Here is a 14,766-nt window from a genome sequence, read left to right as displayed (position 1 = left end):
CTGAATCTCAACCTGCTGGGCGAGGCCGTGCTGGGCGAAACCGAGGCCAAGCGCCGGCTGGACGGCATCCACGATCTGATCCGGCGCGACGACGTGGACTACGTCTCGGTCAAGGTGTCGGCGGTCATGAGCCGTATCTCGATGTGGGCGTTCGACGACGTGGTGGACGACGTCGTGAAGCGCCTGACGCCGCTGTATCTGACCGCCGCGGCCGATGGCACGTTCATCAACCTCGACATGGAGGAGTACAAGGACCTCGACCTGACCATCGCGGTCTTCACGCGCATCCTGGAGGACCCGCGACTGAAGGCCCTGGAGGCCGGCATCGTGCTGCAGACGTACCTGCCGGATGCACTCCCCGCGCTGCGCGAGCTGACGGCCTGGGCGCGCGACCGCGTGGAGCACGGCGGAGCGCCCATCAAGGTGCGGCTCGTGAAGGGCGCGAACCTGGCGATGGAGAAGGTCGACGCGATCATGCACGGCTGGACGCAGGCGCCGTACAGCTCCAAGCTCGACACCGACGCCAACTACCTGCGCCTGCTGGACGAGGCGTTCCAGCCCCGCAGCGTCGCCGCCGTGCGGATCGGCGTGGCAGGCCACAACCTGTTCGACATCGCCTACGCCTGGCTGCTGGCGAACGAGCGCGGCGTGCAGGACAGCATCGAGTTCGAGATGCTGCTGGGCATGGCGCAGGGGCAGGTCGCCGCGGTCTCGCGCACGGTGGGGCACGTGCTGCTGTACGTGCCGGTGGTGCATCCCGGCGAGTTCGACGTGGCCATCAGCTACCTGGTGCGGCGCCTGGAGGAGAACGCGTCGTCGTCGAACTTCCTCTCCGCGGCGTTCGACCTGGGCACCGACCCCTCGCTGTTCGAGCGCGAGCGGCTGCGGTTCGTCGACTCCGTCAGCCGCGCGCGCGACCGCTCCCTGCACACAGGGCCGCGGCGCACGCAGAACCGCGCGGCTCCCGTGCACGAGTCCGCGCGCACCAGGCCCCGCCCGAAGGCGGAGACCGAGGACCTGACCGGGCTCGTGCTGGGCATCGCACGCGGATCCTCCGAGGACGAGGCGGCGGACGCCGATCCGTTCCTGCAGACGGCGGTGTACTCCAAGCAGGAGCTCGCAGGCGTCAGCGCGGGTGCGCCCGGCTTCGTCAACACCCCCGACAGCGACCCCGCACTGGCGGCGAACCGGGAGTGGGCGCGGAGGATCTTCGCGCGGGTGGCCGTACCGGCCTCATCCGATCTGGGGGTCATGTCCCTGCGCGACGCGCGCGTCGACGACGAGCGGATGCTGGCGCAGACCGTCACCCGTGTGCACGACGCCGCCGCGGCCTGGGGCGCAAGGCCGGCATCCGAGCGGTCCGAGGTGCTGCAGCGGGCAGCCGTCGCCCTGGCCGGCAGGCGAGCCGATCTCATCGAGGTCGCCGCCATCGAGACCGGCAAGACGTTCGCGGAGGGCGACGTGGAGGTCAGTGAGGCCGTCGACTTCGCCCGCTACTACGCCGCCACCTGCCGCGAGCTCGACGGTGTCGCCGGCGCCCGGTTCGAGCCGGCGCGCGTGACGGTGGTCGCCCCGCCGTGGAACTTCCCGATCTCCATCCCCGCCGGCGGCGTGCTGGCCGCGCTCGCCGCAGGCTCGGGCGTGGTGTTCAAGCCCGCGCCGCAGGCCCGCCGCTGCGCGGCCGTCATCGCCGAGGCGCTCTGGCAGGCGGGCATCCCGCGCGACGTGCTGGTGCTGGCCGACGTGGAGGAGGGCGCGCTCGGGCAGCAGCTCATCACGCATCCGGACGTCGACCGCGTCATCCTCACCGGTTCGTGGGACACCGCAGCCCTCTTCCGCTCCTGGCGGCCGGACCTGCCGCTGCTGGCCGAGACCAGCGGCAAGAACGCCATGATCATCACTGCCACGGCCGACCTGGACCTGGCCGTCGCCGACCTGGTGCACAGCGCGTTCGGGCACGCCGGGCAGAAGTGCTCCGCAGCATCCCTGGCCATTCTGGTCGGTCCTGTCGGGCGCTCCAAGCGGTTCGCCCGGCAACTGGCGGATGCGGTCCGCTCGCTCCGCGTGGCCTGGCCGGGCGACCCGCAGGCCGAGGTCGGGCCGGTCGTCGAGAAGCCGCAGGGCAAGCTGGCCTGGGCGCTCACTCACCTGGAGGGCGAGGAGAAGTGGCTCATCCGGCCGCATTCGCTGGACGACACGGGGCGGCTGTGGAGCCCGGGCATCCGGGTGGGCGTGCAGCCCGGGTCCCGCACGCACCTCGAGGAGTTCTTCGGCCCGATGCTCGGCATCATGCACGCCTCGACGCTGTCCGAGGCCATCCGGCTGCAGAACGCCGTCGCCTACGGCCTGACGGCAGGTCTGCACACGCAGGATCCCACTGACCTGGCGCTGTGGCTGGATCAGGTGCAGGCAGGCAACCTGTACGTGAACCGCGGCATCACGGGCGCCATCGTGCAGCGGCAGCCGTTCGGCGGGTGGAAGCGCTCCTCGGTGGGGCCGGGGGCCAAGGCCGGCGGGCCCAACTACCTGATCGGGCTGGGGTCGTGGCGCTCGCAGCCGCGCGGCAAGTCCTCCAGCACGCTGCACCTGCGAGGGCTGGACGTCCGCATCTCCGGGCTCATAGAATCCGCGCAGCCGTCACTGGACTTCGACTCCTTCGAGTGGCTGCGGCAGGCAGCGCTGTCGGATGCCGTGGCCTGGGACCGCGAGTTCGGCCAGGTGCGCGACGTGTCGCAGCTGGGCGTGGAGCGCAACCTGTTCCGGTACCGCCCCGTGCCCGTGATGGTGCGGACGGCGGCGGATGCTCCGCTCGCCGCACTGCTGCGGGTGGTGCTGGCCGGCATCCGCTCGGGCGCATCGTTCTTCGTGTCGGTGCCCGAGGGCGTACCGGCGGCGGTGCGCGCTGAACTGGGTGCGCTGGAGGTGCCGGTGGCCGTGGAGACCGAGGCGGAGTGGATCCAGCGCGTGCAGCTGCGCTCGTCGGAGGCAGCCAAGGCGGGGCGCGTGCGGCTGATCGGCGGGCGGGATGCCGTGTCCTCACTGCACCGGACGCTGTCGGACGCCGTGGGCGGCGATCCCGACGTGGCCGTCTACGACAACGAGGTGACCTCCGCCGGTCGCCTGGAGCTGCTGCCGTTCCTGCATGAGCAGGCCATCGCGATCACCGCCCACCGATTCGGCAACCCCGACCCGTGGAGCGCATCGGTCATCTGAGCGGGCTCAGCCCTCCAGCATCCGGGTGCGCGCCAGACGCGAGTACCAGAGCGCGCTGTCCTTCGGCGTGCGCTCGAGGGTGTCGAAGTCGATGTGCACCAGGCCGAAGCGCTTGTCGTAGCCGTACGCCCACTCGAAGTTGTCCATGAGCGACCACGCGTAGTAGCCGCGCACGTCGGCGCCCTCGGCGATGGTCTGCAGCACGACCGCCAGATGCCGGCGCAGATAGTCGATGCGCTCGGGGTCGTGGATGCGGCCGTCGGCGGACACGATGTCGGGGAACGCCGCGCCGTTCTCGGTGATCATCAGCGCCGTCCCGGGGTTCTCGCGGTGCATCCGCATGATCAGCTCGTACAGGCCACTCGGGTCGATGTTCCAGCCCATGTCCGTGTAGGGGCCGGGCTGCGGGAGGAACTGCACGCTGTCAGCGCCCGGCCACGGCGATGCGCTCGAGTCGTTGTGGCCGGCGGAGTGGTTGCTGGCGCCGACGCCGTCCCATTCGCGCACGCGGCTCGTGGAGTAGAAGTTGATGCCGATCGCGTCGAGAGGCTGGTGGATCGCCGCCAGGTCGCCGTCCTGCACGAAGGACCAGTCCGTCACCGACGCCGTGTCTGCCAGCAGGTCCTCGGGGTAAGCCCCCGCGAGCATCGGCCCGGTGAACACCCGGTTGGCGAGGGCGTCGATGCGCCGCACCGCGTCGGCATCCTCCGGGCGATCCGGACGCACGGCCTGCAGGTTCAGCGACACCGAGAACTCGGAGGTCGACGGCACACGCTCGCGCAGCGCCTGCAGGGCGAGCCCGTGCGCGAGGTTGAGGTGGTGCGCGGCGCGCAGCGCGATGACGGGGTCGGTGATGCCCGGGGCGTGCACCCCCGACGCGTGCCCGAGGAAGGCGGAGCACCACGGCTCGTTCAGCGTCGTCCACATGCCGATCCGGTCGCCGAGCGCGTCGCCGACGATGCCCGCGTAGTCGGCGAAGGCGGCCGAGGTGTCCCGTGAGCCCCAGCCGCCGGCATCCTGGAGCGCCTGCGGGAGATCCCAGTGGTACAGCGTCGCCAGGGGCGTGATGCCGCGATCGCGCAGCCCGTCGGCGAGGCGCCGGTAGAAGTCCAGCCCCCGCTGGTTCACGGCGCCGCGGCCGGTGGGCAGGATGCGCGGCCACGAGATCGAGAACCGGTAGGCGTCCAGGCCGAGCCGCGCCATCAGGTCGAGGTCTGCGTCCAGCCGGTGGTAGTGATCGCAGGCGACATCGCCGGTGTCGCCGTGCAGCACCCTGCCCGGCGTGTGGCTGAACGTGTCCCAGATGGACGGGCCCCGGCCGTCCTCGTGCGCCGCGCCCTCGATCTGGTAGGCGGCGGTGGCCGAGCCGAACAGGAAGTGATCGGGGAACGCCGCGGCGGATGCTGCGGGTCGGGTGTCGTGCGATGAAGCCGTCATTGGTGTCGTCGTCTTTCCGTCGGGATGCGGTCGCCGCGCTGCGGCAGTCGAGTCCGTGACCTGATCGTGATGTATGGAACCTAACCGGTTAAGTTATGCTACCGCTCGGATCCCCCTCAGAGAAGAGCAGCCCACCGGGTGCCTCAGCGAGGAGGCCGACGAGCCGACTGACGGCCGTCTGAGACGAAGGAGTCATAGGTGGAAACGAAGCGGAAGGTCGTCGCGGCGGCCGCGGCGATGGCAGTCGTATCGATGGCGCTGGCCGGATGCTCGGGCGGTGGTTCGTCCGACAGCGGTGCGGACGGCGGGTCGGCGACGATCACGTACTGGGCGAGCAACCAGGGCACCAGCCTCGACAACGACAAGGAGGTGCTCACCCCGATCCTCAAGGAGTTCACCAAGCAGACCGGCGTCAAGGTAGATCTCGAGGTGATCGGCTGGAACGAGCTGCAGACCAGGATCCAGACCGCCATCACGAGCGGTCAGGGCCCCGACGTGGTGAACATCGGCAACACCTGGGGCGCGGCATTCCAGGCCACGGGTGCGTTCGCGGAGTTCGACTCCGACAACGCCGCCCAGATCGGCGGCCTCGACAAGTACGTGAAGACCGCGCTCGACGCGGGCGGAGCACCGGGGAAGACGCCGACGTCCGTGCCGCTGTACGGTCTGGCGTACGGGCTGTACTACAACAAGGCCATGTTCGAGAAGGCGGGTCTCCAGCCGCCGACCACGTGGGAGGAGCTGGTCTCCGACGCGAAGGCCCTCACCACCGGCGACCAGTGGGGCATGACGCTGGCGGCGGGCAGCTACACGGAGAACATCCACTTCGCGTTCCTCACCTCGGCGCAGAACGGCGGCGAGTTCTACGACAAGAGCGGCAAGCCCACCTTCGACACCCCGGAGAACGTCGCGGGCATCAAGCGCTACCTCGATCTCATGCAGGTGGAGAAGGTGGCCAACCCCGCCGACGCGCAGTACGACAACGCGTCGTCTGCTGCTGCTGACCTGGCCTCCGGCAAGGCGGCGATGTTCCTCAGCCAGAACAACGCCGACTCCACCCTCAAGGCCGACGGCATGAAGCCCGGAGACTGGGGAGTCGTCCCGCTGCCTGCGCCGTCCGACGCCAAGGAGCAGATCTCGACCTTCCCCGCCGGCATCAACATCTCGGTGTTCGACTACACCAAGCATCTGCCGGAGTCGCTGAAGTTCGTCAAGTACATGACGAGCCCTGAGGTGCAGTCGCAGCTGGCCGTGCCGTTCTCGGTGCTGCCGGTGCTCAGCGGCGCGGAGGCGAAGTTCACGACCGACGCCGACGAGGCGAAGATCTTCATGGACGCCTACCAGAACCGGTCCAAGCCGCTGCCGCAGGTCGCCAGCGAGGGCGACTTCGAGAGCACCATCGGCAAGGGGATCAGCGGGCTGTTCGCACAGATCGCGACGGGCAAGAAGGTCACCGAGGCCGACATCTCGGCGATGCTCGACACCGCTCAGCAGCAGGTCGAAGCCGCCGGCTGAGATCGCAGACGCCACCTGCGGGCGGGCCCGGCCTCTCCGGACCCGCCCGCGGGCAGCAGAGAGAAGGAGTGACGGACATGTCCGCAACCGCCTCGCCGCGCATCTCGAAGGATGCCGTGGCAGACAAGCCGGGGGAGATCCGGCCGCGACGGCGTCGCCGCGACTGGCTGCCCTACGTGCTGCTGATCCCGGCCGTCGTGTTCGAGCTGCTCGTGCACATCGTGCCCATGGTGACCGGCATCTGGATCAGCTTCATCAAGCTCACGCAGCAGTATCTGCGCAACTGGAGCGAGGCGCCGTTCCTGGGCCTGGGCAACTACCGGGTGTCGATGGACTTCAACGGCGCCGTCGGGCGGTCGCTGCGCGACTCGTTCCTGCTCACCTGCGGCTTCACGCTGCTCGTGGTCGGCATCGCCTGGGTGGTCGGGATGGCCGCGGCCGTCGCGCTGCAGCGGCGCTTCCCCGGGCGCGGCATCTTCCGCACCGTGTTCCTCATCCCGTACGCCATTCCGGTGTACGCGGGGATCATCGCGTGGAAGTTCATGCTGCAGAAGGACACCGGCGCGGTCAACCATCTGCTCTTCGACAACCTCGGGCTTCCCGGCGACAAGCCGTTCTGGCTCATCGGCGGCAACGCGTTCTGGTCGCTGGTCATCGTCGCCATCTGGCGACTGTGGCCGTTCGCGTTCCTCATGCTGATGGCGGGGCTCCAGTCCGTCCCCGAGGAGCTGTACGAGGCATCCGCCGTCGACGGCGCCAAGCCGTTCCGGCAGTGGCGCTCGATCACGCTTCCGATGCTGCGCCCGGTCAACGTGGTGCTCGTGCTCGTGATGTTCCTGTGGACGTTCAACGACTTCAACACGCCGTTCGTGCTGTTCGGCAAGACCGCCCAGCCGCCGGCCGGCGACCTGATCTCGTTCCACATCTACAACGCGTCGTTCCTGACGTTCAACTTCGGCTACGGGTCGGCCATGTCGGTGCTGCTGCTGATCTTCCTGCTGCTCGTGACCATCGTCTATCTGCTGTTCGTGAATCGGAGGTCCCAGCGTGCGTGAGACAACGGGAACGCGGATCTTCCGCGTCGTGACGATCGCCGTGCTGACGGCGTTCACGCTGCTGCCGATCTGGGTGATGATCACCTCGTCGGTCAAACCGCTCGGCGAGGTGCTGGACAGCTTCACCTGGTGGCCGGAGCACATCACCTTCCAGCCGTACATCGACATCTGGAAGACGGTTCCGCTGGCCGAGTACTTCGTCAACAGCCTCATCGTGTGCACGGCCGCCACGGCTGTCAGCCTGGTCGTGGCCGTGTTCGCCGCCTTCGCGGTCTCCCGCTGGCGCTTCCGCGGGCGCAGCGTGTTCACCACGACGGTGCTGTCCACGCAGATGTTCCCCGGCATCCTGTTCCTGCTGCCGCTGTTCCTCATCTTCATCAACGTGACGCAGGCCACCGGCATCCCGCTGATCGGCACCCGGCTGGGCCTGGTCATCACCTACCTGACCTTCTCGCTGCCGTTCTCGATCTGGATGCTGGCGGGCTACTTCGACGCCATCCCGCGCGACCTCGACGAAGCAGCGAAGGTCGACGGCACGGGTGCGATGGGAGCCCTGTGGCACGTGCTGCTGCCGGCCGCGCGGCCGGGCCTGGTGGCGGTGGGCATCTACAGCTTCATGACCAGCTGGGGCGAGCTGCTGTTCGCCTCCGTGCTCACCAACGGGCCCACCCAGACCCTCGCGATCGGCCTGCAGCAGTACTCCACGCAGGTGAACGTGTACTGGAACCAGATCATGGCGGCGTCTCTCGTGGTGAGCGTGCCGGTGGTGGTGGCCTTCCTGCTGCTGCAGCGCAGCTTCGTGGCGGGCCTTACGGCGGGAGCGGTGAAATGACGGATGCTGTGCGCGAGCGGCTGTGGCTGGGCGCGAACTTCTGGTCGCGGGCCGGTGGTCCCCGCATGTGGACCGACCGGTACGACCCGGTCGTCGTGCGCGAGGAGCTGGCGGTGCTGGCCGAGCACGGGCTGAACATGACGCGCTCGTTCTTCTTCTGGCCCGACTTCCAGCCGGAACCCGATCGGCTGGACGAGGACTGCATCGCGCGGTTCGCGGACTTCCTGGATGCGCATCAGGAGGCCGGCATGACGACGATCCCGACCTTCATCGTCGGGCACATGTCGGGCGAGAACTGGGATCCCGCGTGGCGCGGCGGGCGCGACCTGTACCGCGACGTGTGGTTCGTCGGCAGGCAGGCCTGGTACGTGCGCGAACTGACCGCCCGCTTCCATCGGCATCCGGCCGTCTCCGGCTGGCTGCTGAGCAACGAGGTGCCGATCTACGGCGGCGAGGCGCCGCACGAGGCTGTGGCCGCGTGGGCGCAGCTGCTGGTCGACGCCATCCGCGCCGGTGGCGCCACGCAGCCGGTCTCCACCGGCGACGGCGCGTGGGGGATCGAGACCACCGGGCACGACAACGGGTTCCGGCTGCGGGAGCTGGCGGAGGTGTCGGACTTCGTCGGCCCGCACGTGTACCGAATGGAGAGCGATCAGATCCGTCAGCATCTCAAGACGGCGTGGGTCGCCAGGCTGTGCGAGGTGGCCGGACTGCCGATCGTCCTGGAGGAGTTCGGGGTGACCGACGCCTACGTCTCGCCGCAGGGCGCCGCCTCGTACTACCGGCAGCAGCTGTACGGCACGCTGGCGGCGGGGGCGGCGGGCTGGATCGCCTGGAACAACACCGACTACGACGACCTGGTCGCCGAGCGGCCGTACTCGCACCACCCGTTCGAGATGCGCTTCGGCATCACGGACAGCACCGGAGCGCCCAAGCCCGCACTGCGGGAGCTGCAGGGGTTCTCCGCCGATCTCGCGGCGATGGATGCCGCCGGTCTGCACCGCCCCGCCGCGCAGACGGCCCTGGTGCTGCCCTCGCACCTGGCCGAGGGCTACCCGTTCAGCCGGGAGCCGGAGCGCGAGCACATCGTCGCCGTCGGAGAGCAGGCGCACATCGCCGCGCAGGAGGCGCATCTGCCGGTGGACGTCGTGCGCGAGCTCGCCGACGGCGGCATCGCTGCGGGCTACGACCTGTACCTGGTGCCGTCGGTCAAGCAGCTGTGCGGACCGAGCTGGCGGCAGCTGCTGTCGCTGGCCGAGGGCGGTGCCGTGGTGTACGCGTCGTACTGCGCGGGCGAGACCGATGCGCAGCGCGGCCCGTGGTGGGCGCTCACCGAGGAGCTGTTCGGCGTGGTGACGGCCGCGTCGTACGGACTGGTGGAGCCCATCCAGGAGCAGACCGTCACCGTGAAGATGGCCGGAGACCTGGGCGCGCTGCGCGCCGGCGACCGGCTGCACGTGCGCGCCGCGGGTGCGGACAACGCCCGGGCCTTCCTGCCGGTGACCGTGACGAGCGGCGAGGTGCTGGCGACGGACTCGCATGGCAGACCCGTGCTGGTGGCGCGTCGGCACGGCCGCGGCCTGGCGGTGCTGTGCACGTATCCGCTGGAGTACCTGGCATCGCAGCTGGGCCGGGTGAACCCCGAGGACACCTGGCGGCTCTACGACGCGCTGGCGGATGCTGCCGGCATCCGCCGCCCGGTCGTGCTGGACGATCCGGCGGTGTTCGCGCAGATGCTGGAGCACGCCGACGGGCGCAGATTCGCGATCTTCGCCAGCCAGCACGCCCAGGCATGCACGGTCGCGCCGGGAGTGGCATCCGGCACGCTGCAGGCGCTGGATGGTTCGGCGTCGGCGACGATCGACCTGGCTCCCTATGGCGTGGCCGTGCGCGAGATCCGCTGACGGATTCCGCATGGTCGCCGTCGTCGTGCCAGAGTGATGGCGATGGACGGGAAGAAGAACGCCCGCGGCCGGGTGACCATCCGCGAGATGGCGCAGCGGCTCGGGGTGTCGGTGGCCTCGGTGTCGTACGCGCTCAACGGCCAGCCGGGAGTGGGCGATGCGACGCGCGAGCGGGTGCTGGCGCTGGCGCGCGAGCTGGAATGGCGCCCCAGCTCCTCGGCACGGGCGCTCTCCCGCGCGCGCACCGACACCGTGGGGATGGTGCTGCGCCGCGATCCCGAGCTGCTCGGACAGGAGCCGTTCTACATGAGCCTGCTCAGCGGCGTGGAGTCGGTGCTGTCCGAAGAGGGCCAGTCGCTCATGCTGCGGATGGTCGGCCGGGAGCCAGGGCGGGATCTGGAGGTGTACCGCAGCTGGAGCGCTGAACGACGGGTGGACGGCGTGATCGTCATGGACCAGCTCATCGACGACCCGCGGCCGCAGCTGCTCCACGCGCTGCGCATGCCGTTCGTCATGCACGGCCTGCGCATCGAGCCGGAGACCGGCAGGCAGGTCGTGGAGGACCTGGTCACCGACGCCTGCCGCATCGTGGACCACCTGGCGGAGCTGGGGCACACGGATGTCGTGGATGTGACCGGGCCGTTGACCCTGGTGCACGAGGTGGAGCGCCGCGACGCCATCACCGCGCGGGCCGCGGAGCGCGGCATGCGGGTGACGGTGGTCGAGGGGGACTACACGCGCGAGGGCGCCGGGCAGCTGCTCGCCGAGCACCTCGCCGCGTGGCCGCAGGCCACCGCCATCGTCAGCTCCAACGACGTGATGGCGCTGGGCATCATCAGCGCGCTGCGCGCAGCCGGACGCACCGGCATGGCGCTGGTCAGCTGGGACGACTCGCTGCTCTGCGAGATCTCCGCGCCATCGATCACGTCGCTGGCCCGGCGGACCGACGAGCAGGGCATGCGCAGCGCGCGGATCCTGCTGAGAGCCATCGCCGGCGATGAGGACAGGCCGGAGGCGGCCATCCCCAGCGAGCTGGTGGTGCGCGAGACCAGCATCCGCGCACGCTGAGGGCGCCGCGCTGCCGGCTCGTGGTCCAGATTGCGAGTTGTGCATGTTTGTGCACACATGCACATGTGGTGGGTAGCATGGGCGTATGGCGACACTCGAGAAGCGGGTTCAGGTGCTCTTCTCGGCCGAGCAGTATGCGCGGCTCGAGGCTGAAGCGCGGGCGGAGCAGATGAGTGTAGGGGCGTACGTTCGCGCGGCGGTGGACGGACGGATGGAACGCAAACGATTGGACGCGCGTGACGCACTCGAGCGACTGTTCGAACGAGCTGACCGGAACCCGATGCACACGCCGACCCCCGACGAGTGGGAGGCGGAGAAGGACGAGTTCATGGAGAGGTCGTTCATGAGGGACGCATCGTGACGGACGAGCGGTCGAGTCCTGTGGATGAACATGCCGTACTCGTAGACGCGAACATCGTGATCTACGCGCTGGGGGACGCGGAGCCTGAGCGGTCTCGATGCCGCGCGTATCTGCAGGACCTGTGGTCGGGGAGTGGGCGAGGCTATGCGAGCGTGGAGATGGTTCAGGAGGTCGTCCACCATCGGCTGCGTCGCGGAGACCGGGCGGATGCTGTGCAGGACGCCAAGGACATGTCCAAGCTGCTGATCCTGCTGAATTTCGATCATGACATCCTCGAGCGATCACTGGAACTCATCGAGACGACGCAGATCCGTGGGCGGGATGCCGTGCATGCGGCGACGGCGCTGGCCCATGGCATCCAGACCATCGCCTCGTCGGATGCCGCGTTCGACGGCATCCCGGGGCTGATCCGTTTCGATCCGCTGACAGCCTGACGCGCGTTGAGAAAGGGCTGGCGCTCGGGGCATCCGGGATGCGAAGATGTCTCAGGCGTGCCCGAGTCGCATCTTCCCCTCCTCGCCCGAGGCGAGTGGGTCGAACTTCCGCCGGGCCCCTGGACAGCGTCCGCCTCTGCCTTCATCCGAGGAGCAACCATGTCCACGCCCGAGACCGCCACGATCGACGCCCCGGCCCGCGTCGCCCAGCACCGCCACTACCTGATGTGCAAGCCGACCCACTTCACGGTCGACTACAAGATCAACCCGTGGATGGATCCCGCCACCCCCACCGACACGGCCAAGGCCGTCGCGCAGTGGCAGGACCTGTACGACCTGTACGTGGAGCTCGGCCACGAGGTCGAGCTCATCGAGCCGCTGGCCGGCTACCCCGACATGGTCTACACGGCCAATGGCGGGTTCACCATCGGCGGCCGCGCATACGTGCCGGCCTTCTACTACGAGCAGCGGCAGGGCGAGTCGCCCGCGTTCGCGGAGTGGTTCCGCAGCCACGGCTACGACACCGTGATGCCCCAGGAGATCAACGAGGGCGAGGGCGACTTCCTGCTCGCCGGCGACGTGATCCTGGCCGGCACCGGCTTCCGCTCCGTGGGCGACAGCCACCGCGAGGTGCAGGAGGTGTTCGGCCGCGAGGTCGTCACGCTCACGCTCGTCGACCCGCGCTTCTACCACCTCGACACCGCACTGACCGTGCTGGATCCCGTGGTCGAGGAGGGTGCCACCGCCGGCATCGCCTACCTGCCGCACGCCTTCGATGAGGCCTCGCAGCGCATCCTCGCCGAGCGCTTCCCCGACGCGATCCTCGTCGCCGACGAGGACGGTGCGGTGTTCGGCCTGAACTCCGCCAGCGACGGGCTGAACGTGATCATCTCGCCGCGCGCGACCGGCTTCGAGAAGCAGCTGCGCGAGCGCGGCTACAACCCGATCATGGTCGACCTGTCCGAGCTGCTGCTCGGCGGCGGCGGCATCAAGTGCTGCACGCTGGAGCTGCGCCAGGCCTGAGCCTGTCGCGCAGGATGCCGGCCGTCATTCCTTCAAGAACGGGCCGGCATCCTGCTCGTGAACATCCGGATCGTCGAGGCCCGCGAGATCGTCGCCGGTCACCAGCTGGTCGACGTCGAGAGTCGACGGCGAGGCATCCACGTGACTCTCCACGGAGAGCGCGCCGGGCGTGATGCGGATCGGCTCGGTGGGAGCCACGGGCAGACCGAAGCGCCGCTGCAGCCGGCGCATCCAGCGCGGCTGCGCGCCCAGCAGCCCCTTCTCGTCGAGGGACTCGACCTCGAGTCCGTAGTACTCGCCGATCCGGTCGATGAACTGCGCCCGTTCGGCTCGCGCATACGCGCGACGCTCGCGGGTGAAGGCGACCACGGTGGACCAGCAGATCAGCAGCATCACGATGCTGAACGGCAGCGCGATGGTGATCGCGGCGGTCTGCAGGGCGGTCAGCCCGCCGGACAGCAGCAGTGCGATGGCGAGCAGCGCGGTGATGACGACGAAGAAGGTGCGGATCCAGCGCTTCGGCTCCGGCTTGCCGCCCGTGGCGATCATGCCCATCACCAGGGCGCCGGAGTCGGCGGAGGTGATGAAGAAGATCGCCAGCAGCAGGATGGCTCCGATGCTGACCACGGTCGCCCCCGGCACGTGCACCAGCAGGGCGAACAGGGCGCCCTGCAGGTCGACGGATCCGTCCGGGCCGGTGAGCGATCCGGGGTTCGCGAGTTCCATACCCAGTGCCGAGCCGCCCAGCACGGAGAACCACAGCACGCCCAGCAGGGTCGGCACGAGGATCACGCCGATCACGAACTCGCGCACCGAGCGCCCCTTCGACACGCGGGCGATGAAGATGCCCACGAACGGGGCCCACGAGATCCACCAGCCCCAGTAGAACGAGGTCCACGACGCCTGCCACTGCTCGCCGGCCGCGCCCTGGAATGCGCTGACGTTGAACGAGAGGCCCACGAAGTTCTGGATGTAGTAGCCGATGGACTGCACGAACTCGCGCAGCAGGAACTCGGTCGGACCGACCGCCAGCAGGAAGATCACGAGGAGCCCTGCCAGCACGAGGTTGGTGGTGGAGAGCCATTTCATGCCCTTGGTGACGCCGGAGAGCACCGACAGCAGCACGAACACCGAGATGATGAGGATGAGCACCACCTGCGTCGTCTCGTCGGGGTCGGCGATGCCAGCGGAGTGCAGTCCCGCGCTCATCTGCAGCACGCCGAGCCCGAGCGAGGTGGCCACGCCGAACAGCGTGCCGACCAGTGCGATGACGTCGATGGCGTGCCCCCAGCCGCCCTCCACGCGCTTGCCGAGCAGCGGCTCCAGGGTCCACCGGATCGACACCGGGCGGTGACGCCGGTGGATGGCGTATGCCAGGGCCAGGCCGATGACGACGTAGATCGACCAGGCGTGCACGCCCCAGTGCAGGTAGGTCTGTCCGAGCGCCGCCTGCGCCAGCTGCTCCGGAGTGCCGGTGACGCCCGGTCGCGGTGAGGTGAAGTGCGAGAGCGGCTCGCTGACGCCGTAGAAGACGAGGCCGATGCCCATGCCCGCCGCGAACAGCAGCGAGAACCAGCTCATCAGCGAGAACTCGGGCTCCTCGTCGTCGCGGCCCAGTTTGATGTCGCCGAACCGGGAGAACCCGAGGAACAGGCAGAACGCGACGAAGAAGGCCGCGATCAGCACGTAGTACCAGTTGAAGGCGTTCACGATGCTCGTCTGGATGCTCTGGAACAGCGCCTCGGCGATGCGCGGGGCCAGCAGGGCGAACAGCGCGAAGGCCACCACGATCGCGGCCGCCGGCCAGAACACCCACCTCAGCACCTGGGGCTCGCGCCGCTGCCCGCTCGCAGGCGCGTGCTGTGCGGTGGTGCTCGGATTCGACCCGTTCCTGTTTCCGCTCATGCGTTCCACGGTAACCACC

11 protein-coding genes are annotated in these 14,766 nt (G+C 69.2%); 9 read left to right on the top strand and 2 right to left on the bottom strand.

The annotated features are described in order from the left end of the window. On the top strand, nt 1-3,213 hold a 3,213-nt coding region (locus tag Q0568_RS16310), incomplete at its 5' end, for a bifunctional proline dehydrogenase/L-glutamate gamma-semialdehyde dehydrogenase (protein ID WP_298868402.1). Between the two features lie 6 nt (nt 3,214-3,219). Here the strand turns inward: Q0568_RS16310 and Q0568_RS16305 are convergent. Then, complete coding sequence (locus Q0568_RS16305) at nt 3,220-4,650, bottom strand: GH1 family beta-glucosidase (protein ID WP_298868400.1); 1,431 nt, start codon at nt 4,648-4,650, stop codon at nt 3,220-3,222. A 198-nt stretch (nt 4,651-4,848) separates the two neighbouring features. Here Q0568_RS16305 and Q0568_RS16300 point away from each other — a divergent pair, with 198 nt between their 5' ends. The 8 genes from Q0568_RS16300 to ddaH all read left to right on the top strand — a co-directional run bounded on the left by Q0568_RS16300 (nt 4,849) and on the right by ddaH (nt 12,842). After that, complete coding sequence (locus tag Q0568_RS16300) at nt 4,849-6,165, top strand: sugar ABC transporter substrate-binding protein (RefSeq protein ID WP_298868398.1); 1,317 nt, start codon at nt 4,849-4,851, stop codon at nt 6,163-6,165. 77 nt (nt 6,166-6,242) lie between these two features. After that, complete coding sequence (locus Q0568_RS16295) at nt 6,243-7,220, top strand: carbohydrate ABC transporter permease (RefSeq protein WP_298868396.1); 978 nt, start codon at nt 6,243-6,245, stop codon at nt 7,218-7,220. After that, on the top strand, nt 7,213-8,052 hold the full coding sequence (locus Q0568_RS16290; protein ID WP_298868394.1) for a carbohydrate ABC transporter permease: 840 nt from the start codon (nt 7,213-7,215) through the stop codon (nt 8,050-8,052). Before Q0568_RS16295 ends, Q0568_RS16290 begins: the two co-directional genes overlap by 8 nt. Then, nucleotides 8,049-9,956: a cellulase family glycosylhydrolase gene (locus tag Q0568_RS16285; RefSeq protein WP_298868393.1), complete on the top strand. Its 1,908-nt coding sequence runs from the start codon at nt 8,049-8,051 to the stop codon at nt 9,954-9,956. The genes Q0568_RS16290 and Q0568_RS16285 overlap by 4 nt, the downstream gene beginning before the upstream one ends. A gap of 42 nt (nt 9,957-9,998) precedes the next feature. Further along, nucleotides 9,999-11,024 (top strand): LacI family DNA-binding transcriptional regulator, encoded by a 1,026-nt coding sequence (locus tag Q0568_RS16280; protein ID WP_298868391.1) that lies wholly within the window; start codon nt 9,999-10,001, stop codon nt 11,022-11,024. An 85-nt stretch (nt 11,025-11,109) separates the two neighbouring features. After that, complete coding sequence (locus Q0568_RS16275; RefSeq protein WP_298868389.1) at nt 11,110-11,385, top strand: hypothetical protein; 276 nt, start codon at nt 11,110-11,112, stop codon at nt 11,383-11,385. After that, entirely contained in the window at nt 11,328-11,819 is a 492-nt protein-coding gene (locus Q0568_RS16270; protein WP_366941421.1) for a type II toxin-antitoxin system VapC family toxin, read from the top strand. Before Q0568_RS16275 ends, Q0568_RS16270 begins: the two co-directional genes overlap by 58 nt. A gap of 159 nt (nt 11,820-11,978) precedes the next feature. Beyond that, nucleotides 11,979-12,842, top strand: coding sequence for a dimethylargininase (ddaH, locus tag Q0568_RS16265; protein WP_298868387.1), 864 nt, complete (start codon nt 11,979-11,981; stop codon nt 12,840-12,842). Between the two features lie 24 nt (nt 12,843-12,866). On the opposite strand, the gene Q0568_RS16260 is transcribed toward ddaH, so the two are convergent. After that, a complete protein-coding gene (locus tag Q0568_RS16260; RefSeq protein ID WP_298868385.1) occupies nt 12,867-14,747 on the bottom strand; it encodes a BCCT family transporter in 1,881 nt (626 codons plus the stop codon). Between the last annotated feature and the right edge of the window lie 19 nt (nt 14,748-14,766).

It is taken from the genome of uncultured Microbacterium sp., assembly GCF_937927635.1.
Taxonomy (GTDB): domain Bacteria; phylum Actinomycetota; class Actinomycetes; order Actinomycetales; family Microbacteriaceae; genus Microbacterium.
Note: the sequence above shows the minus strand (reverse complement) of the source record. Positions and strands in the feature narration are given on the sequence as shown.

What these genes read in the sequence shown, in the direction of transcription:
- ddaH (WP_298868387.1), top strand. Translation starts at nt 11,979, where the DNA reads ATGTCCACGCCCGAGACCGCCACGATCGACGCCCCGGCCCGCGTCGCC.
- Q0568_RS16260 (WP_298868385.1), bottom strand. Translation starts at nt 14,747, where the DNA reads ATGAGCGGAAACAGGAACGGGTCGAATCCGAGCACCACCGCACAGCAC.
- Q0568_RS16275 (WP_298868389.1), top strand. Translation starts at nt 11,110, where the DNA reads ATGGCGACACTCGAGAAGCGGGTTCAGGTGCTCTTCTCGGCCGAGCAG.
- Q0568_RS16295 (WP_298868396.1), top strand. Translation starts at nt 6,243, where the DNA reads ATGTCCGCAACCGCCTCGCCGCGCATCTCGAAGGATGCCGTGGCAGAC.
- Q0568_RS16280 (WP_298868391.1), top strand. Translation starts at nt 9,999, where the DNA reads ATGGACGGGAAGAAGAACGCCCGCGGCCGGGTGACCATCCGCGAGATG.
- Q0568_RS16305 (WP_298868400.1), bottom strand. Translation starts at nt 4,650, where the DNA reads ATGACGGCTTCATCGCACGACACCCGACCCGCAGCATCCGCCGCGGCG.
- Q0568_RS16285 (WP_298868393.1), top strand. Translation starts at nt 8,049, where the DNA reads ATGACGGATGCTGTGCGCGAGCGGCTGTGGCTGGGCGCGAACTTCTGG.